At 58.2% G+C, this 22,403-nt stretch carries 22 protein-coding genes; 6 read left to right on the plus strand and 16 right to left on the minus strand.

Annotated elements, in window-relative coordinates; genetic code table 11:
* Positions 1-82 precede the first annotated feature (82 nt).
* On the minus strand, positions 83-1,501 hold the full coding sequence (locus MRBLMR1_RS06825) for an aminotransferase-like domain-containing protein (protein ID WP_148144294.1): 1,419 nt from the start codon (positions 1,499-1,501) through the stop codon (positions 83-85).
* Between the two features lie 83 nt (positions 1,502-1,584).
* On the opposite strand from MRBLMR1_RS06825, the gene MRBLMR1_RS06830 reads away from it, so the two are divergent.
* Entirely contained in the window at positions 1,585-1,866 is a 282-nt protein-coding gene (locus MRBLMR1_RS06830; RefSeq protein WP_183686070.1) for a DUF1127 domain-containing protein, read from the plus strand.
* A gap of 136 nt (positions 1,867-2,002) precedes the next feature.
* Here MRBLMR1_RS06830 and MRBLMR1_RS06835 read toward each other — a convergent pair whose 3' ends face one another.
* From MRBLMR1_RS06835 to purC, 5 genes are all read right to left on the minus strand, one after another.
* Positions 2,003-2,389, minus strand: coding sequence for a hypothetical protein (locus MRBLMR1_RS06835; RefSeq protein ID WP_148144296.1), 387 nt, complete (start codon positions 2,387-2,389; stop codon positions 2,003-2,005).
* Positions 2,390-2,457: 68 nt separating this feature from the next.
* The gene (purQ, locus tag MRBLMR1_RS06840; protein WP_148144297.1) at positions 2,458-3,132 is read right to left on the minus strand and encodes a phosphoribosylformylglycinamidine synthase subunit PurQ; all 675 of its coding nucleotides are present in this window, start codon (positions 3,130-3,132) and stop codon (positions 2,458-2,460) included.
* Entirely contained in the window at positions 3,129-3,386 is a 258-nt protein-coding gene (locus MRBLMR1_RS06845) for a hypothetical protein (protein ID WP_148144298.1), read from the minus strand. The genes purQ and MRBLMR1_RS06845 overlap by 4 nt, the downstream gene beginning before the upstream one ends.
* A gap of 17 nt (positions 3,387-3,403) precedes the next feature.
* The gene (gene purS, locus MRBLMR1_RS06850; RefSeq protein ID WP_112459135.1) at positions 3,404-3,646 is read right to left on the minus strand and encodes a phosphoribosylformylglycinamidine synthase subunit PurS; all 243 of its coding nucleotides are present in this window, start codon (positions 3,644-3,646) and stop codon (positions 3,404-3,406) included.
* Between the two features lie 16 nt (positions 3,647-3,662).
* Complete coding sequence (gene purC / locus MRBLMR1_RS06855) at positions 3,663-4,427, minus strand: phosphoribosylaminoimidazolesuccinocarboxamide synthase (protein WP_148144299.1); 765 nt, start codon at positions 4,425-4,427, stop codon at positions 3,663-3,665.
* Between the two features lie 344 nt (positions 4,428-4,771).
* On the opposite strand from purC, the gene MRBLMR1_RS06860 reads away from it, so the two are divergent.
* Positions 4,772-5,086: a DUF1476 domain-containing protein gene (locus MRBLMR1_RS06860; RefSeq protein WP_148144300.1), complete on the plus strand. Its 315-nt coding sequence runs from the start codon at positions 4,772-4,774 to the stop codon at positions 5,084-5,086.
* 4 nt (positions 5,087-5,090) lie between these two features.
* Here the strand turns inward: MRBLMR1_RS06860 and MRBLMR1_RS06865 are convergent, their stop codons facing one another.
* From MRBLMR1_RS06865 to MRBLMR1_RS06885, 5 genes are all read right to left on the minus strand, one after another.
* Complete coding sequence (locus MRBLMR1_RS06865) at positions 5,091-6,845, minus strand: diguanylate cyclase (RefSeq protein ID WP_148144301.1); 1,755 nt, start codon at positions 6,843-6,845, stop codon at positions 5,091-5,093.
* Positions 6,846-6,965: 120 nt separating this feature from the next.
* Positions 6,966-7,520, minus strand: a complete 555-nt coding sequence (locus tag MRBLMR1_RS06870) for an RBBP9/YdeN family alpha/beta hydrolase (RefSeq protein WP_148144302.1) — start codon at positions 7,518-7,520, stop codon at positions 6,966-6,968.
* 31 nt (positions 7,521-7,551) lie between these two features.
* Positions 7,552-8,859, minus strand: coding sequence for an adenylosuccinate lyase (gene purB, locus MRBLMR1_RS06875; RefSeq protein ID WP_148144303.1), 1,308 nt, complete (start codon positions 8,857-8,859; stop codon positions 7,552-7,554).
* A 96-nt stretch (positions 8,860-8,955) separates the two neighbouring features.
* Positions 8,956-9,624 carry a ribulose-phosphate 3-epimerase gene (gene rpe / locus MRBLMR1_RS06880; protein ID WP_148144304.1) on the minus strand — a complete coding sequence of 223 codons (669 nt, stop codon included), beginning with the start codon at positions 9,622-9,624 and terminating at the stop codon, positions 8,956-8,958.
* Between the two features lie 56 nt (positions 9,625-9,680).
* Positions 9,681-10,775 carry a branched-chain amino acid ABC transporter substrate-binding protein gene (locus tag MRBLMR1_RS06885; RefSeq protein ID WP_148144305.1) on the minus strand — a complete coding sequence of 365 codons (1,095 nt, stop codon included), beginning with the start codon at positions 10,773-10,775 and terminating at the stop codon, positions 9,681-9,683.
* A gap of 198 nt (positions 10,776-10,973) precedes the next feature.
* On the opposite strand from MRBLMR1_RS06885, the gene MRBLMR1_RS06890 reads away from it, so the two are divergent.
* Complete coding sequence (locus MRBLMR1_RS06890; protein WP_148144306.1) at positions 10,974-11,300, plus strand: TfoX/Sxy family protein; 327 nt, start codon at positions 10,974-10,976, stop codon at positions 11,298-11,300.
* Positions 11,301-11,475: 175 nt separating this feature from the next.
* Here the strand turns inward: MRBLMR1_RS06890 and MRBLMR1_RS06895 are convergent, their stop codons facing one another.
* From MRBLMR1_RS06895 to MRBLMR1_RS06905, 3 genes are all read right to left on the minus strand, one after another.
* Entirely contained in the window at positions 11,476-11,901 is a 426-nt protein-coding gene (locus MRBLMR1_RS06895) for an NUDIX domain-containing protein (protein ID WP_148144307.1), read from the minus strand.
* Positions 11,901-13,415 carry a DEAD/DEAH box helicase gene (locus MRBLMR1_RS06900; protein ID WP_148144308.1) on the minus strand — a complete coding sequence of 505 codons (1,515 nt, stop codon included), beginning with the start codon at positions 13,413-13,415 and terminating at the stop codon, positions 11,901-11,903. The genes MRBLMR1_RS06895 and MRBLMR1_RS06900 overlap by 1 nt, the downstream gene beginning before the upstream one ends.
* Before the next feature lie 182 nt (positions 13,416-13,597).
* The gene (locus MRBLMR1_RS06905; RefSeq protein WP_148144309.1) at positions 13,598-14,899 is read right to left on the minus strand and encodes a M23 family metallopeptidase; all 1,302 of its coding nucleotides are present in this window, start codon (positions 14,897-14,899) and stop codon (positions 13,598-13,600) included.
* A 207-nt stretch (positions 14,900-15,106) separates the two neighbouring features.
* On the opposite strand from MRBLMR1_RS06905, the gene tyrS reads away from it, so the two are divergent.
* On the plus strand, positions 15,107-16,360 hold the full coding sequence (gene tyrS, locus MRBLMR1_RS06910) for a tyrosine--tRNA ligase (protein WP_148144310.1): 1,254 nt from the start codon (positions 15,107-15,109) through the stop codon (positions 16,358-16,360).
* Positions 16,361-16,412: 52 nt separating this feature from the next.
* On the opposite strand, the gene MRBLMR1_RS06915 is transcribed toward tyrS, so the two are convergent.
* Positions 16,413-19,814 (minus strand): YhdP family protein, encoded by a 3,402-nt coding sequence (locus tag MRBLMR1_RS06915; protein ID WP_148144311.1) that lies wholly within the window; start codon positions 19,812-19,814, stop codon positions 16,413-16,415.
* 112 nt (positions 19,815-19,926) lie between these two features.
* Between MRBLMR1_RS06915 and bcp the strand changes: the two genes are divergently transcribed.
* A complete protein-coding gene (gene bcp, locus MRBLMR1_RS06920) occupies positions 19,927-20,394 on the plus strand; it encodes a thioredoxin-dependent thiol peroxidase (RefSeq protein WP_148144312.1) in 468 nt (155 codons plus the stop codon).
* Between the two features lie 52 nt (positions 20,395-20,446).
* On the opposite strand, the gene MRBLMR1_RS06925 is transcribed toward bcp, so the two are convergent.
* The gene (locus MRBLMR1_RS06925; RefSeq protein WP_148144369.1) at positions 20,447-21,082 is read right to left on the minus strand and encodes a TerC family protein; all 636 of its coding nucleotides are present in this window, start codon (positions 21,080-21,082) and stop codon (positions 20,447-20,449) included.
* A gap of 747 nt (positions 21,083-21,829) precedes the next feature.
* Between MRBLMR1_RS06925 and msuE the strand changes: the two genes are divergently transcribed.
* Positions 21,830-22,384: an FMN reductase gene (gene msuE / locus MRBLMR1_RS06930; RefSeq protein WP_148144313.1), complete on the plus strand. Its 555-nt coding sequence runs from the start codon at positions 21,830-21,832 to the stop codon at positions 22,382-22,384.
* The last annotated feature ends 19 nt before the right edge of the window (positions 22,385-22,403 follow it).

The raw sequence follows: 22,403 nt of genomic DNA on the forward strand, positions 1-22,403 counted from the left end.
CGAGTGCGACAGGAAAATCGGCCCGGCCGGGGGAAGCCGGGGGATTAGTGCCGGTATGTTTCAAAATCGATGCCGGCTGCCTCTAGGCGAGGCTGTCATAACCGCCGGAGCCATTGTCTAGCAGGCTTCGCACGATCCTCAGTCCATCATTGACTTCCTGCATGGATCCTGGCGAGGAAAAGCCGATACGGACGCGATGGATTATCTTTTCCGACCTGCCGGCCTTGAATTCCGCCTCGTCGTCAAGCAGCAGGCCGTCCGCATAGGCGGCGTTCTTGAATGTGGCGGAAAGCCAGGGGTCGGGCAGCTTCAGCCAAAGGAAGGGAATGTCGGAATTGGAGTTGAAGTCGTAACCGGCGAGGATTTCGCGGGCCATGGCTTCACGGGCGTTGATCTCCGAGCGACAGAGTTCCCAAATCAGATCTGCTGCGCCGCTGAGCACGAGACGGGCACTCAGTTCGGCAAGCAGGAAGGGCATGCCACCGGTCGTCATCTTGTGGGCGACCCTTACGCGTTGGGCGAGGTGAGGTGGGCAGGCGACCCATCCGCCGCGAATGCCGGCCGATACGGATTTCGACAGGCCGTCGACCACGAAAGTCCGCTCCGGCGCGAGCGTCGCGATCAACGGAATGTCTCCCTTGTCCATGGCGCCGTAGAGATTGTCCTCGATCAGCCAGACATTGTATTTGCGTGCGATGGCAGCGATCGCCTCTCTGCGCTCAAGCGGCATGGTGGCCAGCGTCGGGTTCTGGACCGAGGACATGAAGAAGGCGATCTTCGGATGCTCCTGCACGCAGGCACGCTCGAAATCGTCGGGCATGACACCGTGTGTGTCCGAATTGATCAGCGATATCCGTCGACCGACGAGGCCGGCGGCGCGGCTCACCTGCGAATAGGTGTGGTGCTCGAAGGCGATCCTGTCGCCCGGATTGGTGAGGACTGCGATGATCGACATGATCCCGGCATGGGCGCCGAGTGTGGGGACAATCGAGTCGGCAGCAGGAACCCAGTCGCCATAGCTCAGCCAGCGAACACCGGCCTGCTGCCAATGATCGGGCGAAGTGCGGGTGTAGCCGGCAACGTCGTGCGGACAGTCGCGCATGATTTCTGATGTTATCTCCGCGATTGTCTCGCTCTGGCCGAGATCGGGAGCGGCTGTGCTGTCGAAGCGGATCTTGCCCGACGGCGCCTGCAGCGGCCGTGTGCCGGCAATGCTGGTGGATACGGGATATTGATCATCCTGTGTGCCTTCGTCGTCGCGTTTCAAGACGTAGGTGCCGCGCCCGACCTCGCCATTGACCAGCCCTCTTTCATGAAGAAGCGAATAGGCGCGGCTGACCGTGCCGATTGTCACCCCAACATCGTAGGCGAGGTTTCGTTGTGGCGGAAGCTTGCTGCCCGACGGCAAGTCACCGGTTTCGATGGCCTTTTCCATCTGGTCGGCCAATCGGGTGTAGAGCGGGCCGGAGCCCTCCTGAAGATCTGGAAGCCATTTTGTCATAGTGACAATGATTACATTGCGGTGATTTTTGAGTCAATGTATCCACAATGCAGGCAATGCAACGAAACGCCAACAGGTGCGAAATGCGCAAGTATGACGAATATCTCGTTACAATAGATACAATTTATCCCGATCGCTACGAACGCGAGGCGGCCTTCTATGTCGCCAAGGATCTGCTACCGGAAGCGACCATGACGGTTCGATTGGGTGTCATTGCCGGATTGATCGATGCGCTGAAGAATGCGTTGACGCGGCGCTCAGGACGGGCGGCTCTCCTTGATATGGACGAGAGCCAGCTACGGGATATCGGCGTGACGCGGATTGCAGCCAAGCGCGAAGCCGGGAAATCCTGGTTCCTGGGCTGAGAATGCGGGCTTGAAATATTCAGTGCAATTTCGAACGCGAACTTGGTCCCCTCATTCGCGCGAATTGCACCGGGCACCTGTAGCAGGTGCAAGCGGCCTGTCCGGCATCCCAACCGCCGGACGGGCCCTTTTTACGTCAGCAATTGCTGTTGCCGGCCGCCCAACGCTTGACGTCGGCACCAACGCGTGTACCGAGCTGTTCGTTCATTACAGGGCCGAAGGCGCTGAGGCGGGCAGGTTTGCCCTCCGCCTGGACGACGAGGAGCGGGCGAATGTCGGATGAGCCCTTGCGGGTGAGGAGGATGCGCGGACGTCCCGAGAAGGACGACAGTTCCGGCGCGAAGGCGTAGGACTTGAAGGCAGCGTCACCTGACTTGAACCAGCAGCGGTTTGCGGCAACAGCAACCTTTTCCATGATGTCCAGCGCCGAAGGGCTGGATTGCACAACGGGCTTGGCCTGACACGCAGTCAGCGCTGCGGCGAGAACGGTTACAGAAATTGCAGTCGAAATGCGGCAGGCCATCTGCGTGCGTTCCCAAAAATGGCTGATAAAGCAAGCGTCGGCCTTTTTTGCCGACGCCCGTGTGAGGATCAGGCTGCGATGACGTCCAGCGCGGATGCGAAGATACCGCGACCGTCGCTGCCGCCATGGGCGGCTTCGATCAGGTTTTCCGGATGGGGCATCATGCCGAGAACGTTGCCGCGGGCATTGACGACACCGGCAATATCTTCGATCGCGCCGTTGGGGTTTGTGCCTTCGGCGTAGCGGAAGACGACCTGGCCATTGTCGTTCATCGACTTCAGAGTTTCCTGATCGACGAAATAATTGCCCTCATGGTGCGCGACAGGGCAGCGGATGACCTGGCCCTTTTCATAGGCGCGGGTGAAGTCGGTCTCGGCATTGACGATCTCGAGCTTCACTTCCTTGCAGACGAATTTCAGCGAGGAATTCATCATCAGGGCGCCGGGCAGGAGGCCTGCCTCGACGAGGATCTGGAAGCCGTTGCAGACGCCGAGAACCTTGACGCCCTTTTCAGCCTTTTCCTTGATCGCCTGCATGACCGGCATACGCGCAGCGATTGCGCCGCAGCGCAGGTAGTCGCCGTAGGAGAACCCGCCCGGGATGACGATCAGGTCGACGTCGTCGGGAATGCTCGTCTCCGTCTGCCAGACGGTGATCGGCGCCTTGCCGGAAATCTTGGTGAGGGCGGCGATCATGTCGCGATCGCGGTTGAGGCCTGGGAGCTGGACGACGGCTGACTTCATGGCTGTGGTTCAAACCTTGCTTGGGCTTTCTGGAACTCCCGCAGTTCCAGGCGGTTTTCGATACGGTCGAGGCGCAACTCATGCCGCGCCAAAGTTGTATTTATGTTGAGAATATCCTGATGCAGTGGAACCATCGTTCCTCGCATAGCATTTATCTCTGCTTTCAACTCTCGCTGGCCGAGCTTGAGATCACCCAGGTCTGCATGAATGCGCTTCATAAGTTCATACATGAGTTCACTGGTGACTTCGGCCATCACACGCTCCGCAACCTTTAGTCGATTGCGATAGTGTAGTTCTCAATCACCGTGTTAGCCAGAAGCTTTTCGCACATGGCCTTGAGGTCGGCTTCCGCCTTGGCCTTGTCGGCTGTGTCCAGCTCAAGATCGAAGACCTTGCCCTGGCGGGCCTGGTGAACGCCTTCGAAGCCGAGGCTGCCGAGGGCACCTTCGATGGCCTTGCCCTGGGGGTCGAGAACGCCGTTCTTGAGCGTGACGGTTACACGTGCCTTGATCACTGCAAAATACCCCTGATTACTTGACCAGAACCGGACCCGTTCCGCGGATCGGTTCGTTTTCATTGATGATGCCCAGACGGCGGGCGACTTCGGAATAGGCTTCGAGAAGGCCGCCGAGATCGCGGCGGAAACGATCCTTGTCCATCTTTTCCTTCGTCTCGATGTCCCAGAGGCGGCAGCTATCGGGGGAAATCTCGTCGGCAAGGATGATGCGCATCATATCGCCTTCATAAAGGCGACCGCATTCGATCTTGAAATCGACGAGCTGGATGCCGACGCCGAGGAAGAGGCCCGAGAGGAAGTCGTTGACGCGGATGGCGAGCGCCATGATGTCGTCAAGCTCGGCCGGATTGGCCCATCCGAAGGCGGTGATATGCTCCTCGGAAACCATCGGGTCGGCGAGCTGGTCAGACTTGTAATAGAATTCGATGATCGAGCGGGGCAGGACGGTGCCTTCCTCGATGCCAAGGCGCTCCGACAGCGAGCCGGCGGCGACATTGCGCACGACGATCTCAAGCGGGATCATCTCGACTTCCTTGATCAGCTGCTCGCGCATGTTCATCCGGCGGATGAAATGGGTCGGGATGCCGATCTTGTTCAGGTGGGTGAACAGGTATTCGGAAATGCGGTTGTTGAGCACGCCCTTGCCGTCGATGACATCATGCTTCTTCTTGTTGAAGGCTGTGGCGTCGTCTTTGAAGAACTGGATCAGCGTGCCGGGCTCGGGTCCTTCATAAAGGATCTTGGCCTTGCCCTCGTAAATACGGCGGCGACGATTCATGGTATTCTTATCTCGTTCTAAGGCGGCCTGAGCGGCTGCAATCATATTTGAAGCGGTCCCATATCGGAAAAGTTTCCTTTTCACAATGCAGACGTCCGCTGGCAGGCGATTTGCCCTGTATTCGGCATGCGAAGAATCACTGCCAACATACTATATCGGTTTGACCGGCTTTTTTCCGGCACCGCCGACTTTCCACGGCAGATAGGTTGTCGAACTCCATCTTTAAATAGCGCTGCAATCGGTTGGGTTCCAATCAAGCATCCTGCGGGGCCTCCAGGGCTACCGATTGCAAAAGGGGGGAATGCTCTTATTTAACTATTCTAATGTTGCCGTGGGAGGAAAACATGAGTGGCATGAGTGATCGTGAAAAGGCGTTCGAAAACAAGTTCGCGCACGATGAGGAGTTGAAATTCAGGGCATTGTCGCGGCGTAACAAACTGGCCGGGCTCTGGGCGGCGGAAATGCTCGGAAGGCCGGACCGGGATGCCTATGCAAGGGAAGTGATCGTTGCGGATTTTGCGGAAGCCGGACATGAGGACGTCTTTCGCAAGCTGAGGCAGGATTTCGATGCAGCCGGGATTGCGGTGTCGGATGCGGAGATACGCATGAAGATGCTTGATCTGCTGACTGAAGCTTCCGCCCAGGTGGAGAACCAGTAGCGCATCAGGCGACGGCCGTGAACCAGACGTAGCGGTTTCGCCCCTGCCGCTTGGCTTCATAAAGCGCGATATCGGAGTTGCGCAGCAACTGGCGTACGTCGATCGCGTCGCCGCGCTGGGAGGCAATGCCGATACTGGCGCCCACGCGACAGCGATGCCCCTCATAGATCATCGGCTCGCGCAGGGCGTCTATCATGCGGGTGGCCACAGATGATGCCGGCTCCTCGACGGCGCGCAGCTGCGACACAACCACGAATTCGTCGCCGCCGACACGGGCAATGAAGTCATCTTCGCTCAGTGTTCTGCGCAGCGTGCGAGCAGTATGGACCAGCATTGCATCTCCCGCGTCGTGACCGAGCCGGTCATTGATCTGCTTGAAGCGATCAAGGTCGACATGGAGGATCGCGATGCCTGCCTCGCTGCCGCTGTATTGCGTTGCCATCCGGTCGAGCACCTCGTCAAGATAGCGGCGGTTCGGGAGCTCGGTCAGGTAATCATGCATGGCACTGTGCTCGATCCGGTCCTTGGCTGCCTCCAGTTCGATGTTTCTGGCTTCGGCCAGAATTCTGGCACGCTCCAGTTCATGATGCAGCCCGACATCATCTGTGACATCCCAGTTCGCACCAACCGTCATCTTGTGACCGTTCCCATCCTGAAAGGTCATGGTGCGCGCGCGAATGATGCGATCGGAGCCATCGCGGAGAACGGCGCGGTACTGATCCGAAAAGCGGTCGCCGTTTCGCATATGTTCATCGACGTTTTTCAAGACACGTTCGCGATCGGCCGGATGCAAAAAGGTTTCCCACAATCCGCCGACCCTGACATCTTCGCGCCGACCGACTCCATAGATGCGATACATGCGGTCATCCCAGTCGACGACACCGGTTGTGAGGTCACATTCGTAAGTGCCGATGCCTGATATTTCGAGAGCCATGTCCAGGCGTCTTGCCATGCGCGCCGTGGCCTCCTCGGCCTGCTTGCGGGCCGTGATATCCGTATCCGTCCCAACGATGCGCGTCGGCTTGCCGTCGGCGTCCCATTCGACGCAATCGCCGCGGCACTCGATCCAGACCCAATGGCCGTCCTTGTGGCGCTCGCGATATTCGAACACCGTGTAGTCCGGATCGCCTTCATTCTGCCGGTCGATGCAGTGGATTACGTGATCCCGATCATCCGGATGGAGGAGATCGAGCCACGCCTGAGTGCTTTCGGGAAGAGGATCCTCCTCGGTCATGCCACGGATCCGCCGCCATGTCGGCGAATAGTATTTCTCTCCGCGTTTCCAATCATGGTCCCAGACGCCTGTCGACGACCCGACGAGCGCCTTGTTCCAACGGCTTTCCCAGATGTCGAGATCAGCAAGCCTTGTCTTCAAAGCTGTTATGTCGACGAACGAGGCTGCGACGAGAAAAGGCGTGTCCAGCCCTGTCGGTGCCGGAGCAAGATGGACGAGAGCCCATCGCAGCGTACCGTCCGGCTGCGGCAGGCGGAGTTCCATCTGACCATCAGCGGCAGCCTTACAGCGGCGAAGCCCGGCGAGAAAATCCGAACGGTCTTCGATATCGATCAGATCTGTGAAAAATTCCACCTCGAAGGGGCACCAGTTCGCCTTGAGAGCCTTGTTCGCATGGTGCAGTCGCGCCTGCCAATCGAGCAGTGCTACGGGAAGGGGAATGGCGTCAAAAAGGCCGGTCAGCGAGCCGGCGTCTCTCGAAGGTGATATCGTCGGGCCGGCATAGAAGACTGGTTTGGATGACATCTGTTCGCCTACATTCGCAGGAATTGCGCAATGTTAGTGAATTCGAATTAAGGCAACTTTAAAATTGTCTATCGAAAGCGAAATTACGACGTCGGGTTGTGCGCTGCACATCGCCAGAGGTCAGGCTTTCAGTCGGCTCAGAAACTGGGCAAACACCATTGTGCCTTCAGGCCACGGGCCGTGGCCCGACTCGGAATTGATGTGGCCAGATTCGCCTGCGTCGATCAGGAGCGAACCCCAGGCGTTGGTAATGTCGCCGGCGTGATCATAGGAGCCGAAGGGGTCGTTTCGGCTGGCAATCGTAACGGCGGGAAAAGGAAGCGGATCACGCGGATAAGGGCCGAATGTCATCAGGTGTTTCGGCCTGATCTTCGGGTTCTGCACATCCGGCGGCGCCACGAAGAATGCGCCGGCCACCGGCTTTTTGAAATGCGGGATGGCATGGATCGCCGTCGGAACGCCGAGCGAATGAGCGACCAGCACAACCGGTTTCGTCGAGGCGTTGACCTCCTCGACGAGACGCTGGATCCAGTCTTCCTTTACCGGCTTCGACCATTCGGCCTGTTCCACCCGGCGGGCCGTCGCGAGCTTCTGCTCCCAACGGGTCTGCCAATGGTCAGGACCGGAATTGGTGTAACCGGGGATGATGAGGATATCGGCTTCTGATGCTTTCATGCCGCCTATCTGGGCCTTCCCGATTTCTATATCAAGCTTCGCCGAAGACACGATTGAAAATCGTGTCGACATGTTTGGTGTGATAACCGAGATCGAATTTTTCGCGGATCTCCTCCTCGGAGAGCGCTGCGCGGACTTCTTCGTCAGCAAGCAGTTCTTCAAGGAAGTCTGCACCGCGCTCCCAGACCTTCATCGCATTGCGCTGAACGAGACGATAGGAGTCTTCGCGCGAAACGCCCGCCTGGGTGAGTGCCAGAAGTACACGCTGGCTCATGACCAGGCCCTTGAACTTGTTCATGTTTTTCAACATGTTCTCAGGGTAGATGACGAGCTTTTCGATGACGCCAGCCAAGCGGTTAAGGGCGAAATCGAGAGTAACGGTCGTGTCCGGGCCAATGGCGCGCTCGACGCTGGAATGGCTGATGTCGCGTTCGTGCCAGAGGGCAACGTTTTCCATTGCCGGAACGACTGACATGCGCACGAGACGGGAAAGGCCGGTGAGGTTTTCGGTGAGCACCGGGTTGCGCTTGTGCGGCATGGCTGACGAACCCTTCTGGCCCGGCGAGAAGAACTCTTCCGCTTCCAGAACTTCAGTGCGCTGCATATGGCGGATTTCGATCGCAACGTTTTCGATCGAAGAGGCAATTACGCCGAGGATGGCGAAATACATCGCGTGGCGATCGCGCGGAATGACCTGGGTGGAGACCGGCTCCGGCTTCAGGCCCAGGGCTGCCGCGACATGTTCCTCGACGCGCGGGTCGATGTTGGCGAAGGTGCCGACGGCGCCGGAGATTGCGCAGGTGGCGATCTCTTCGCGGGCTTCGAGAAGGCGTGTCTTGTTGCGGTTCATTTCGGCGTAGAAGCGGGCAAAGGTCAGGCCCATCGTCGTCGGTTCGGCATGGATGCCGTGGCTGCGGCCGATGCGGACCGTATCCTTGTGTTCGAAGGCGCGAGCCTTCAGAGCAGCCAGAACACGATCTATGTCTGCAAGCAGAATGTCGGTGGCGCGTACGAGCTGGACGTTGAGCGTCGTGTCGAGCACGTCCGAAGATGTCATGCCCTGGTGGATGAAGCGGCTATCCGGGCCGACGAATTCCGCCAGATGAGTGAGGAAGGCGATGACGTCATGCTTGGTGACGGCTTCGATCTCATCGATGCGGGCGACATCGAATTCGGCCTTGCCGCCCTTTTCCCAGATCGTTTCTGCCGCAGATTTCGGAATGACGCCGATTGCCGCGAGCGCGTCGCAGGCGTGGGCCTCGATTTCGAACCAGATGCGAAACTTTGTTTCCGGCGACCAGATGGCGACCATTTCCGGTCGGGAATAACGGGGGATCATGGGCAGCTCGCTTGCTTGGATAGAATTGCCGCCGCTCTATCAAGAAGAACGGCGAAGCTCAATCTTTTTGGGGCGTTGCCCCGTGTTTAAGGCTTTTCAGGCCTCGGCGGCCTTCAAAAGCGCCGAGATGTTGTCGCGATACGCATTCTTGTTTGCGCCCTTGTAGACCGCCGATCCGGCGACGAAGACATTGGCGCCTGCCTTGCGGGCTGCGCCGATGGTTTCAGCCGTGATGCCTCCGTCGACTTCAATCTCGATAGGTCTGTCACCGATCATAGACTTGATGCGGGAGATCTTGTCGAGCGCGGATGGAATTAGCTTTTGACCGCCAAAGCCGGGGTTGACGCTCATGACGAGGATGAGGTCGACGTCGTCCAGAACGTCTTCAAGCACCGAGACCGGAGTAGCTGGATTGAGCGTCACGCCAACCTTCTTGCCAAGCGACCGGATCGTCTGCAGCGAACGGTGCAGATGCGGGCCGGCCTCGGCATGGACGGTAATGCCGTCGCATCCGGCCTTGGCGAAGGCTTCGAGATAGGGGTCGACCGGGGCAATCATCAGATGGCAATCGAAGAATGCGTCCGTATAGCGGCGCAGCGACTTGATGACATCGGGACCGAAAGAGATATTGGGGACGAAATGGCCGTCCATGACATCGAGGTGAACCCAGTCTGCACCGGCCTCGACGACGTCTGCGACCTCCTGGCCGAGTTTCGAAAAATCGGAAGCTAGAATGGAGGGGGCGATGCGAAGCGGCAAGGTCATGGACGGATCTCCTGTGTCGTCTGCCGACTAGCATTCCGGGGCGATTGCCGCAATCGTTACTCGGTCGCGGAGGCGGGCGGCAAAAACTCGCCGCCGCGCCATTCCAGAAGACGATAGGGATTGTCCGCCAGTTCGTGGGCAGCATCGAAGCGGATCTGTCCGATTGCGGTCTGGAAGGTGCCGGTTTTGAGGGAGGACAGGAGTTTTCCCCAGTCATTGCCTGCGGATGCTGCTGTCTGGCTGGCCAGTTGGGTTGCGGCATAGGCGGGAAGCGTGTTGCCTTCAGGCTCGATCTGGCGGCTTTCGAGCGATGTTGCAGCGTTGGCGGCAGTCTGGAGTGTCCGGTAAGGTGGCAGCGTGACAGCCAGCGTGCCGTCGCGAAGCGCGACCGGCCGGTTGGCGGCCTTCATGACATCGCCGCCGAGTATCGTGAGGGGAATGTTTTCCCTTTCGGCATCGCGGGCAATGACGGCGACATCGTTACGGTCCGCGCCGACGAGTATATGGGTTGCGCCGGCTTTTTGCAGCCGTCTGATGAGGGCTATCTGCTGCTCCTGGCCCGGCCGAAGCGTATCGGTGAACACCGGCGCGATGCCGATCGGTTCGAGTTTCTGGCGGACAGCGCTGACGAGTTCGCGCCCGTAGATGGTGCCGTCGTCGACAAGGGCAATCGGCTCGGCTTTCCAGCGATCGACGATCACCGCCGCGATCTGATCGGACTCGGCAGTTTCCGATGGAGCCATGCGGAAAAGCGGCCAGCCATTGCGCAAGGCGTCTTCCATCAGGATTCGGGAACGGACGGAAATGGTGATTGCTGCAATCTTGCTGTCGGCCAGCGCCGGCAAGGCGGAGGCCAGCGTTTCGACGCATAGAAACCCGATCGCGATAGAGGCCTTGGCGTCGGCAAGCGTCTTTGCTGCTTCCACGCCGCCGGTCTCGTTGCAGGTCTCGTCGATTTCGACAAGTCTGTCGCCTGTGACTTGTGCGGCGGCTCTGGCCCCTTCAAAAACCTGCATGCCGAGCAACGCATAAGGTCCCGTCTTTGGCGCGACGACACCGATGGTGGCGGCCGAGACCGTCGTTGCCGTGGCAACATATCCGAAAGCCGCTGCAGTCAGCAGGATCGCGATATCGAAACGCAGGGAAGGCATGCTTTTCCTTAAGTCCGTGTTCGCTGCAGCTTTAACCCGCAAGGGCATGAGCGTCCAAGCTTTTTCCCGTTTTTGGCAGTTCACGGGCGAAATCTAGCATGATCGTGAGTGGAATCTTGCTATTCGTGTGACAGGACATCGGCGTCGTCTGGCCGGCACGGTCTTTCGACTGTACCGAGCCAAAAGGAAGGGCGGGGCATGGACAATGCAGCGATCGAGGAAATGTTCGAGGGTCTCGGACCGGTTTCCATCCGACGCATGTTCGGCGGCAAGGGGATCTATCATCAGGGTCTGATCATCGCCCTCGATCTGCGAGATGAAATACTGTTAAAGGCGGATGAGACGAGCGCTCCGGCTTTTCGGGCTGCAGGTGCGGTCCAATGGTCCTATGAAGGTAAAAAGGGGAAACCCGTTCTCATGCCCTATTGGTCCATACCGAATGCGGCGCTGGACGATCCTGACGAGCTGCGAGACTGGGTGCGTATGGCCTTTGAAGCAGCGCTTCGAGCCAATCGCGATACGTGATCGTATTTTCTTCGCAAGTGCGAGAATTAACGTATTGCGGCTTGCAAGACCCAGAGGATATTCTTGTCGGGTAATGGGGGATGTGGTTCGGGCAAGCCCGAGCCGACGACAGCATCCGATGATACTGTAAAATTTTCAATCAAGAGAGCCGTCCTGGACAACCGGGACGGCTTTTTTAGTGAGATTTGAGCAGCGCAAAGGCTTGTGAGGAGAATATCGACAGAGGCGCCGGTGGCTCATTCATGTCGATCCACATCAGATCCTCATGTTTTTCAGGTTCGGTGAGAACCGGCTCGCCGGAAAAATCGTCAGTCACGTAGATCAGCGAGAGCCAGTGCTGACCTTCCTCTTCAAGAATGCCTTCGATCACGCAGAGAAAGCTGATCTTTCCGATCTTCAGCCCGGTCTCTTCCTCGGCTTCCCGACGCGCAGCGTCTTCTGCCTGTTCCATCATGTCGACCTTGCCGCCGACGATGTTCCAGTGACCCGCTTCGGGCGCCTTCAGGCGACGACAGACCAGCACTTTCCCATCGGCGCGGCGGATCACCAGGCCTACTCCAAGGCCAGGAAAATCCTGGCCCGGTTTTGCTAAGGCGGACATTACTTCGCTGCGTTTGCGACGATCAGCATGAAGGCTGGGATATCGTCGCCGAAGCCGACCGGGGTCGGGCCGTCATCATGGTCGCGATAACGGCGGCGATCACGGTTGTCGTCATTGGCAGGATTGACACGGCGCTCGCGGCCGCGGTTGTTCGCAGGCTGATTTTTCTTGTCAGAACGACGTTCCGACTTCGTATTTTCCAGAACTGCTTCCACGCTTGCCTCTTCAGTGACGATTTGCTTTTCCTGCTGCTGCGGTGCTGCTGCAACGGCTGCCGGTTGTTCGTGACGGCTGCCACGGTTGCGGTCTTTACCACCGCGATCCCGGCCGCCCTTGCGTCCGCCGCGATCGCTGTCATGGCTTTCCATGGCGGCTGGCAGTGCGGAGAGATCACCGTTCTCCCACTCGATCTTTTCGCCGATCAGCTTTTCGATCGCATCGAGATATTTCGAGTCGGATTTGGTGACGATGGTGAACGCGCGACCCGAACGGCCGGCACGGCCGGTACGGCCGATGCGGTGAACGTAGTCTTCCGAATGGATCGGAACGTCGAAATTGAAGACGTGGCTGACATCAGGGATATCCAGCCCACGGGCGGCCACGTCGGACGCGACGAGCAGGGTGATCTGGTTGTCCTTGAAGCCTGCCAGCATCGTCGTGCGCGAGCGCTGGTCCATATCGCCATGGAGAGCGCCGACCGAGAAGCCGTGGCGCTCCAGCGAGCGGAACAGGTCGGCGACGTCCTTCTTGCGGTTGCAGAAGATGATCGCGTTCTTCAGGTCGTCCTGAGCCTTGATGAGTTCGCGCAAGACGGCGCGCTTCTCGTAATCCTTGTTGTGTGCAGCAACGAGGCGCTGCGTCACGGTCTTGGCAGTCGAAGACGGCTTGGCGACTTCGATACGTTCCGGGTTCTGCAGGAAACGGTCTGCCAGTTTCTGAATTTCCGGCGGCATCGTGGCCGAGAAGAATAGCGTCTGGCGGGTGAACGGGATCATCTTTGCGATCCGTTCGATATCCGGGATGAAGCCCATGTCGAGCATGCGGTCGGCTTCGTCGATGACGAGGATTTCGACGCCGGTCATCAGCAGCTTGCCGCGCTCGCAATGGTCGAGCAGGCGGCCGGGCGTGCAGATCAGAACATCGGCGCCGCGCTCAAGCTTGCGATCCTGTTCCTCGAAGGAAACGCCGCCGATCAGCAGGGCGACGTTGAGTTTGTGATTCTTGCCGTATTTTTCGAAGTTTTCCGCAACCTGGGCTGCGAGTTCCCGGGTCGGCTCCAGAATGAGGGTTCGCGGCATGCGAGCCCGTGCCCGACCCTTTTCCAGAAGCGTCAGCATCGGCAGGACGAAGGAAGCTGTCTTGCCCGTTCCTGTCTGTGCGATACCGCAAATGTCCCTGCGCTGCAGCGCATGCGGGATGGCTCCGGCTTGGATAGGCGTGGGTATCGTGTAGCCGGCGTCGGTGACGGCGTTAAGAACTTTCTGGCTCAGGCCAAGATCAGCAAAAGTGGTCAATGGAAATACTATTCCGTTCCGTTCAAGAAGAACATGATCCGTCGCTACGCTCAAATGGGGCGACAACAGGGCGCGACATATGACCAAAATGCTGGAAAGTCAAGAAAACCCGCCAGGGTGGCAGTGGTTTTGGTGAATGAAAGCAACCGCGCGGCGATACGCCGCGTGAATGGCTGACCTTGCTACTCGAGATACGTTGTGAGCTTCATGCCGGCATTGAGGAAATGCATCGGATCAACTGCCTGTCCATTTCGGCGCACTTCGTAGTGAACATGGGGACCGGTCGAACGTCCGGTCGACCCGGCGCGACCGATTACATCGCCCGTCTTTATCTCGGCTCCGACATTGACCAGGATTTTCGAAAGGTGGCCGAAACGGGTCGAAATGCCGTAACCATGGTCAATCTCGACCATGTTGCCGTAACCACCGGCAGCGCCTGCTGCGACGACTTTGCCGGCGCCGGTGCTCTTCACTTCGTCGCCGGTCTGGGCGGCAAAATCTATACCCGCATGCAATGCGAGACGACCAAGGAAGGGATCGACCCTGTTTCCAAACCGGCTGGTGACCGGTTGTCCGGGGGCCGGACTGGAAAACGGAAGGTCGCGCGCTGTTTCGCGCACGCTTTCCAGCCGCGTCAGCGCCGCATCAAGATCGTCAAGCGACGCATCGAAACGGTTGCCGGGAAGGCGAGGCTCGACATACGGCCCACCGATGCCATTTTGTCTAACGGTTGACGGATCCAGATCAACGCCGCTTCGCAGCAGGATCGTGGTGATCGCATTTGCCGCTTCGGACGCTCCCGTCGTCAGGCTCGCGATCTTCGTCAGCTGTTGGCTTTCGAGCGTCTTGAGGGACAGAGTGACCTTGGAAAAAATCCGGTCGGCACGATCGGCGGCGCCTTCACGCAAGCGGGTGCCGGCCACGGGGGAGAGGACTGCCAGTCTGGTTTCAGTTTCGCCGCCTTGCAGTATCTTGGCGATTGCGGCAGAGCCTCCGGACACGGAAGCCCTGCGTCCGTCACCGGTGGGAGCGAAGGCAGGGATTTCAGCCGCAGGAAGCTCTGCCCCCGGCTGAAGGCCTGTTTCTTCGGCGCGATCCAGAAGTGAGCCGAGCTTGGTGTGGCGGGAGAACAGCGCGTCCTGTTGCTCAAGCAGTTTTTCGACTTTCTTTTCCACGACTTGCTGATCGAGCAGCTGGCGCGAGGTAATGCGGTCCAGCTGCGCACGCAGGGCTGCAATACGGTCTTCATAGTCATGCTGCATGCGGGCCTGGCGGGCGATCGTTGCTCCGATCAGGTCATCGCGGATTACCAGATAAGATGTAGCCCCGAGGTAACCTATCGTCAGAATGCTTGCAAAACATACGGTCAAGGCGATCATCCAGGGGCGGATGGTCATATGACGGATTTTCTCGCCACTTGCGAGAATGAGGACATGATTCGCTGCCCGTTTTCCAAAAACCTTGTTTTCGGCTCGGTGCGTCACGTATTGCTCCTGAAAAGGCTGAATCAAATCCGATGCTTGCTTGAGGGGATTACACATCCTTAAGGTTAATGAAGTCTTGTGTATCAGGAATTGGTTAGCGATCGCGCGATGCCGTTGGGGCAAGGGGATCACTTTTAAAGTGATTATGCCAAAGAACGGTGCTAGACGCCGTTTCGCAACTTAAAAACACATCCACAGAGTAGAGAGATGTCCAGGTTCAAGTCCGATTTCCTTCGCACGCTCGATGAGCGCGGCTTCATTCACCAGATCTCCGACGAGGCAGGTCTCGACGAACTGTTCGCCAAGGAAACCGTGACGGCCTATATCGGCTTCGACCCGACGGCGCCTTCTCTTCATGCCGGCGGACTTATCCAGATCATGATGCTGCACTGGATGCAGCAGACCGGTCACCGGCCGATCTCGCTGATGGGCGGCGGCACCGGCATGGTCGGCGATCCGTCGTTCAAGGACGATGCCCGCCAGCTGATGACGATCGACACGATCGAAAGCAACATTGCCTCGATCAAGCGCGTTTTCGCCAATTACCTTTCCTACGGGGAGGGCGCGAAGGATGCCATGATGATCAACAACGGCGACTGGCTGCGCGAGATCAACTACCTTGAATTCCTGCGGGATGTCGGTCGCCATTTCTCGGTCAACCGCATGCTGTCCTTCGACAGCGTCAAGACGCGCCTTGACCGGGAGCAGTCGCTGTCCTTCCTCGAATTCAACTACATGATCCTGCAGGCTTACGACTTCGTAGAGTTGAACAAGCGCTACGGCTGCCGTCTGCAGATGGGCGGCTCGGATCAGTGGGGCAATATCGTCAACGGCATCGATCTCGGTCACCGGATGGGCACGCCGCAGCTCTACGCGCTGACCTCGCCACTTCTGACGACCGCTTCAGGCGCCAAGATGGGCAAGTCGCTGAACGGCGCTGTCTGGCTGAATCCCGACATGTTGTCGGCCTATGATTTCTGGCAGTACTGGCGCAATACCGAGGATGCTGACGTTTCGCGCTTCCTCAAGCTTTACACGACGTTGCCGATGGATGAGATCGCACGGCTTTCGGCGCTGGCTGGTTCTGAGATCAACGAAGTCAAGAAGATCCTCGCGACCGAAGTGACGGCCATGCTGCACGGTCGCGAAAACGCCGAGCAGGCGGCAGAAACGGCTCGCAAGACCTTCGAGGAGGGTGCGCTTGCCGACAATCTGCCGTCGATCGATGTTGCAAAGGGCGAGCTGGAAGCCGGGGTCGGCCTGCTGGCGCTGATCGTCAAGGCTGGTCTTGCCGCATCGAACGGTGAAGCCCGTCGTCACGTTCAGGGCGGTGCGGTGCGGATCAATGACGTGGCGGTTTCCGACGAGCGCAAGGTGATCGGTTCCGGCGAAGTGACTGCCGATGGCGTGATCAAGCTGTCGCTCGGCAAGAAGAAGCATATCCTGGTTCGTCCGGCCTGAGATAGACCTCGAAAACAGAAGATCAAAGGCCGCTTTCGAGCGGCCTTTTTCGTCACTGGAATTCGAAGATCTGGCGGAACACGCCGGGGGCTATGAGCGAAAGTGGGTTTATCGTCAGTCGCGGCTTGTCGAACGCACCTTCGAGCTTGAAGGTGATGCCCAGAAGGCCGCGATCCCGGCCATTTCCAAGGATCGCGCCAATCAGCGGAAGTTCGCCGAAAAGCCTGTTCAAGCCGTAAGCAGGCATGAACGTACCGGTCATCTCCATATTGCCGTTGGCGTCCCGCAACTTGCCCTGGAAAGTGGCACCGATCTGTTCTCCGCGCACAACGCCATTGGCGACGGATAGCGCGCCGTCGCGATAGACCAATGCAGCGAAGCCGCGCTGGAAACGTGCCGAACTGACGTCAATATCCTTTTTCACCGCGGAGTTGAGGCTCTGGCCATCTTCGCCGACTGGTGTCGACACGAGGGACTGCAGGCGCTCTTCGTTGCGCAGCTGGAAATTGCGGATGTCCAGCGAGCCAACCCAATCGCTTCCTCGCGCTTTCAGTTTCAGATTAAGCAATCCCGCGCTCATGTTGTCATAGAGGTCGGCAAAGCGTGCTACCGAACCTGCATCGCCGCTCGTGACCGAGATGGTATCGCCGCGGGCCATCTGGCTGACGAGTGCTTGTCCGCTTCCTGTTATGGCGCTCAAATCAGCACGGACGATGTTTGAGCCCCGTGAGGAGAAATTCAATGCGACATTCGAAAGCTGCTCGTCGTTGAAACCGACGACGCGATCAACCTGTGCGCGCAGGATTGTGCTGCTGCCCTCATTGCTGCCGGCCGCTGCATTGCCATTGTTGGCGCGCATCATGGTGATGATTGGCCGCATGTCTACGGCGTTTCCGCCGATCGAGATTTCGTAGGCACCTTTCGAACGCTTGACGCTAAGGCTGTAATTATCAGCCGGCGACAGCTGCACGTGGGAGAACGATGCCGTCGTCAAGGCCCCATCGGCCAGTTGCACGTCGCCCCTCACGCCAAAACTCTCACCGGTGAGCTGAAAGCCGCTTAAGGTCGTCTGCTTTCCGGCATCACTGGATACCTCGAACTGGGCCTTGGCGCCGATGCCGCTACCCTTGGTCCAGCCAATCCATGGCACAGTTAGCTCGGCGCGGCTGAGATCGAGCGTAACTGCCTGATGCTTTTCATCGATGCGCGTGAGTTCGGCAACGATCTGGCCCTCTACCATGTCCGAGAGGCCGGGCACGAGCTTATCGCGCTGGGCATTATTGAGCGTCGCCTTGATAACGCGCTCGCGCTTTACGCCAGAGTTCTGATCGACAGGTTCGGTAACGGCGAATTCGGCGGGAATGTCGTCCACGGTTCCGTTCGCGGTCAGTTTTGCAGACTGGTTGTCTACGGTCAAAAGCCCGGTCAGTGCGCCGATCTTGTGCCCTTCCATCTGTGTCGCGAGATTAACTCCATCAAGGCGGATTTGGGCATTCCAGGTCGGTTTGGGCGGATTATGATCCGAGATCAGTCCGAAACGAGCATGAATATCTGCCTTGGCATTTCCCGAAAAATCTTCAGGCTTGAAGCTGGTGCCCTTCAAGGCATTCATCGGCTTGAAGTTGGCAAGCTCGGTGATCGCGTCTGCCTGTCCAGAAATCTTCAGCGTTAGATCTGCCATCAATGGCTTGGCATATGTTGACGGGATGGCGAAGCGGCCGCTCTCGACGGTGACGACCCGACCGGAAGGCGCATAGGATGCCGCCTTGCTGACATCGACGAGCATCTCCTGGCCTTTCAGCGAGAATTTTCCCGCAAGATCGCGCAGAGGCGGGACTTCACCCGGCAGGTTGAGACGTGTGTCGGTAACCCCGAATCCGATCTGCAATTCGTTCGCATCGAGCTCCATGGGAATACCCGGACCCTTCATGCGCCCCGCGGGGATGAAGACAGCGATCGTGCCATTCGTGACGTTACCGCCAAACATATTCGCCATAACCCAGTCGCGCGGCTTGCGCGCCATCCAGAAGGGCCAGAGCTGTTTTACGCCCGTCACCTGCATCTGGGGGATCTGGCCCCCAAAGCTGATCTCGGGAGACTGTTTGCCAAAGCGGACCTTGAGGGCGGCGGCCATATGACCGAGTGGACTTGCCACCGTCATCTCGTCGAATTCAAGCTGGCGGTCGGCAGACAGATAACGCCCGGTTGCCTTAAGGTCGAAATCGGCCGGCTGTTCTCCCTGAGAAGCGCCGATCGCTCTACCTCCGCGAACGAGGAGATCGAGGCCGAAGCCGAAACGTCTATCGCCCTCATTCAAGCGGTTAAGATCTATAACCGCACCAGTGAACGGCACGACAGTCGGACCGAAACTTGCCTCCGAATTCATGATTTCGATCGAGTTTTTGGCGAAGTCATAGGCGACATTGATGGTGGCGCCGCTGAATGTCTGCTGGATGCCATCGAAGTAGAAATTGCCCGGCGAATTGGTCAGGGTTGCCGTCATCGCCGGCTTTTGGGCGTCACCGCGGGAGCGCTCTGCGGACATGTCGAAATCGACTGAGCTCTCGAGGCCTTCACGCGGCTGACCATCTTCTGTTCGCTGCAACAGGAATGGGGTTACCTCCAGCCCGGACAGGCGCGCGGACAGGGCGGCTGTTACGCCATCGACCGTCTTTGATGCGGCCGTGAGCTTCGCTTCCCGGTCGTTGATGCTGACGGTGCCGTCAATACCGATCTCGCCCGTTGCATTGCGCGCAAGCTCGAGATCGTTGACCTTGACGACCGTTGGTTTGCGGCCGGGGGCTGCCGGAAGGACGATCTCGATGCCTGCGAGGCGGATGGAGGCGGTACCCGTTCGCTCGATCAGGCCCCGTGCCTCATCGAGCCTCTGGAATGCTTGCTCAAGCAGCTGCGGAACCGCGTCGACCCGAACCTTGGCGAGCGCGATTGGGTCGCCTTCCGGCAGCTGCGCCGTTTCGAGGCGGATCGACTGCGCCGATATGCTGTTGATCGATATGCGCCCCCCGAGCAGCGCGAGTGGATCCACGGCCATTCGCAGGGCGCCTGCACGGCTCAAGTGCTGACCGGTTGCGCGTTCAACGATGTCGACGTCGCGTGCTTCGATCGCCAGACGGAAATCCGAATCAAAACGGATCGCCGCGGAGCCGACGTTGGAAACGTAGCGGGGACCGATCGCATTGTTCAGGGCAGACTGAGCGCGGCTGGTCAGCGTACCGTCGACTATGCCACCTTCGATGGCAAACACAGCGCTGCCGATGGCGACCATAATCAAGACGGCGAAAAGCACTATGGACTTGCAGAAACGCCAGGTTCTCGTGCTGTGCGGAGGGCAGTGAACGATGATAGGGTCTTCAGCCTGAGCGGACGGAAGCTCATGCAGCGGGACAATGTCCTTCCTGCTGAAATCGATCTTCTCGCCACGTATTTCCGCCATTCAGTGAAGAACTCGTTCTTTTCACATCCAAGCTGATCTGGACGCCTCTTCGGGCTGTATATACCCATGGCCGCAACATTCACTCAAGATGCTGGCAAAAGAAAGGAAAACCATGGCGAACCTGAATATCGGCGACGACGCACCGGATTTCACGCTGCCCGGAAATGGCGCCCAGACCATTTCTCTGGCGAGTTTTCGCGGCAAGCGGCTGGTGCTCTATTTTTACCCCAAGGATGACACAACGGCCTGCACGACCGAAGCGATCTCGTTTTCGCAACTCCTGCCAGAGTTCGACAAAGCTGGCGCGGCGATTGTCGGGGTGTCCGCCGACAGCGTGAAGAAGCATGACAATTTTGTCAGCAAACGCGAATTGACCATCGCGTTGGGATCCGACGAGGACACGGCGGTCTCGCAGGCTTATGGCGTGTGGAAAGAGAAGAGCATGTACGGAAAGACGTATATGGGGATCGAACGTACAACCTTCCTGATCGATCCTGCAGGCAAGGTTGCCCGGATCTGGCCGAAGGTGAAAGTTGCCGGCCACGCAGAAGAGGTTCTCGCGGCAGTGAAGGCGTTATAACGCAAATTGGCCCGGCAAAAACTTGCCGGGCCAATTCTGTCAGGCGACGTGTTCAGGCGCCGGAAACGTAGCTGTAGACCATCGGCAGAACCTCGTCGAAACCGTGGTAAATCATGCTCAGGGCCACGTAGACGATGATGATCAGGCCGAGATAGGCGATCCAGCGGTAACGGGAGAGAAGCTTTGCGACAAAATTCGCGGCGACGCCCATCAGCGCGATCGACACGATCAGGCCGATGACCAGGACCGTGGAATGGCCCTGTGCAGCGCCCGCCACAGCGAGGACGTTATCCAGCGACATCGAGACGTCGGCGAGCACGATCTGCATGGCTGCCTGGAAAAATGTCTTTTCCGGCGCGCGCGATGCGGCTCCATCTGCGGTTTCGGGAGAGCCGTCGTTACGCGCAACGCGAAGTTCCGACCACATCTTCCAGCACACCCAACCGAGGAGAAGGCCGCCGATGAGCTGCAGCCCCGGAATGCCGAGCAGATATGTGGTGATGACCGCGAAGATGAGCCGCAAGACGGTGGCAGCGATAATGCCGAAGAGAATAGCCTTTTGCCGCAGATGCGCAGGAAGCCCGGCGGCGGCAAGCCCGATAACGATTGCGTTGTCACCGGAAAGAACAAGATTGATCGCGATGACTTCTAGTAGCGCCATGAATCCGGCGGCCGTGAACAGTTCCATCATGAGGCGTTACCTTTTATGCCCGTTATCGTTTTGACATGAGATTGCAGCAGGAGTGTCGGATGGGCTCCCGGCAAGCGAATAGCGAGTGCTCGTCAACGATATCGGCAATTATTCGCCTAATGAGGGCATGGCAAGCGCATTACCCGTCGCACCTTAGGGTGATTTATGCTCAGGTTTCCAATGGCTAATTCTTCTTATGGTTGTGATGATCGGAGTCGGCGCGCGTTTTCCCTATCCAGATAACGTGCTGGTTGCCGATCTGCTTTTTTGATCATGGAGCTACCCTTTCTGTCGGCTCGGATATTTCGAATTTTCGATGTGAAGATTTCATAATTTGTCGCACTTTAGAGCCGTAAGAGGAGGCGGAGGGGGCTTAACTGTCGTTTTTGTCATCATTCACGGCAGGCCGATGATTCGATTTGTAACCTTCGCTTTCCCGGACAAGCTTGCTGATGATGTGCCGACGCTGCGTGGTGCTAACGAACCCGAGATTTTTTGGCGGCCAAACGAGTGTCTGCATCAACTCCAGTGGCTTGCTGCCTGCCGCCCGCGACTATAATTTTGTCCCAAAGCCCTCCCGGTTAAGTCAATTTTTCCGGTTCCTTCACGGGACGATGGGGTAACAATCATCCCGGAAACGAGGTGTCAGGGCTACAACAGCATCTCACTCTTGCGGATGGTTGTTGAAAGGGTAGGTCGGGTGATATGTCCTGTCCTTGCGGAGATTTGTAACTGGATAATTGAATGACGCAGTTGAAACTTGTTGGGTTCTCGGGAAGTTACGGTCGGCCGTCCAAGACATCTGCACTTGTGGAGTATATCGCCGACCTTGCTTGCGATCGGTACAATCTCACCAGATCCGTCTTCGATCTTACGGATGTCGGGGATACGCTGGGTCTGGCTAAATCACAGAATGATCTCGACGCAGATGCCGCGGCTGTTCTCAAGGCGGTCGTCGAGTCTGACCTGCTTGTCATCGGTTCGCCGACATACAAGGGCAGCTATCCCGGGATGTTCAAACATTTCATAGATCTGATCGATCCCGAGCAATTGCGCGGCAAGCCTGTTCTCATTGCTGCCACGGGTGGTGGTGAGCGGCATGCACTGATGGTCGAACATCAACTGCGCCCGTTGTTCGGATTTTTCATGGCGCATACGATCCCAACGGCGATCTATGCATCCAACCGGGATTTTTCCGGTCATGAGATCGTCTCCTCCGCGCTGCTGGAACGGGTCGGTTTTGCTATCGACGAACTCGCGGCCTTCGTTTCCCGTAAGAACGGGCCGATAGGCGATTAGCTCTGCACCAGAGCGCTAT

The sequence above is a fragment of the Neorhizobium sp. LMR1-1-1.1 genome, assembly GCF_040675795.1.
Classification (GTDB): Bacteria; Pseudomonadota; Alphaproteobacteria; order Rhizobiales; family Rhizobiaceae; genus Neorhizobium; species Neorhizobium cellulosilyticum.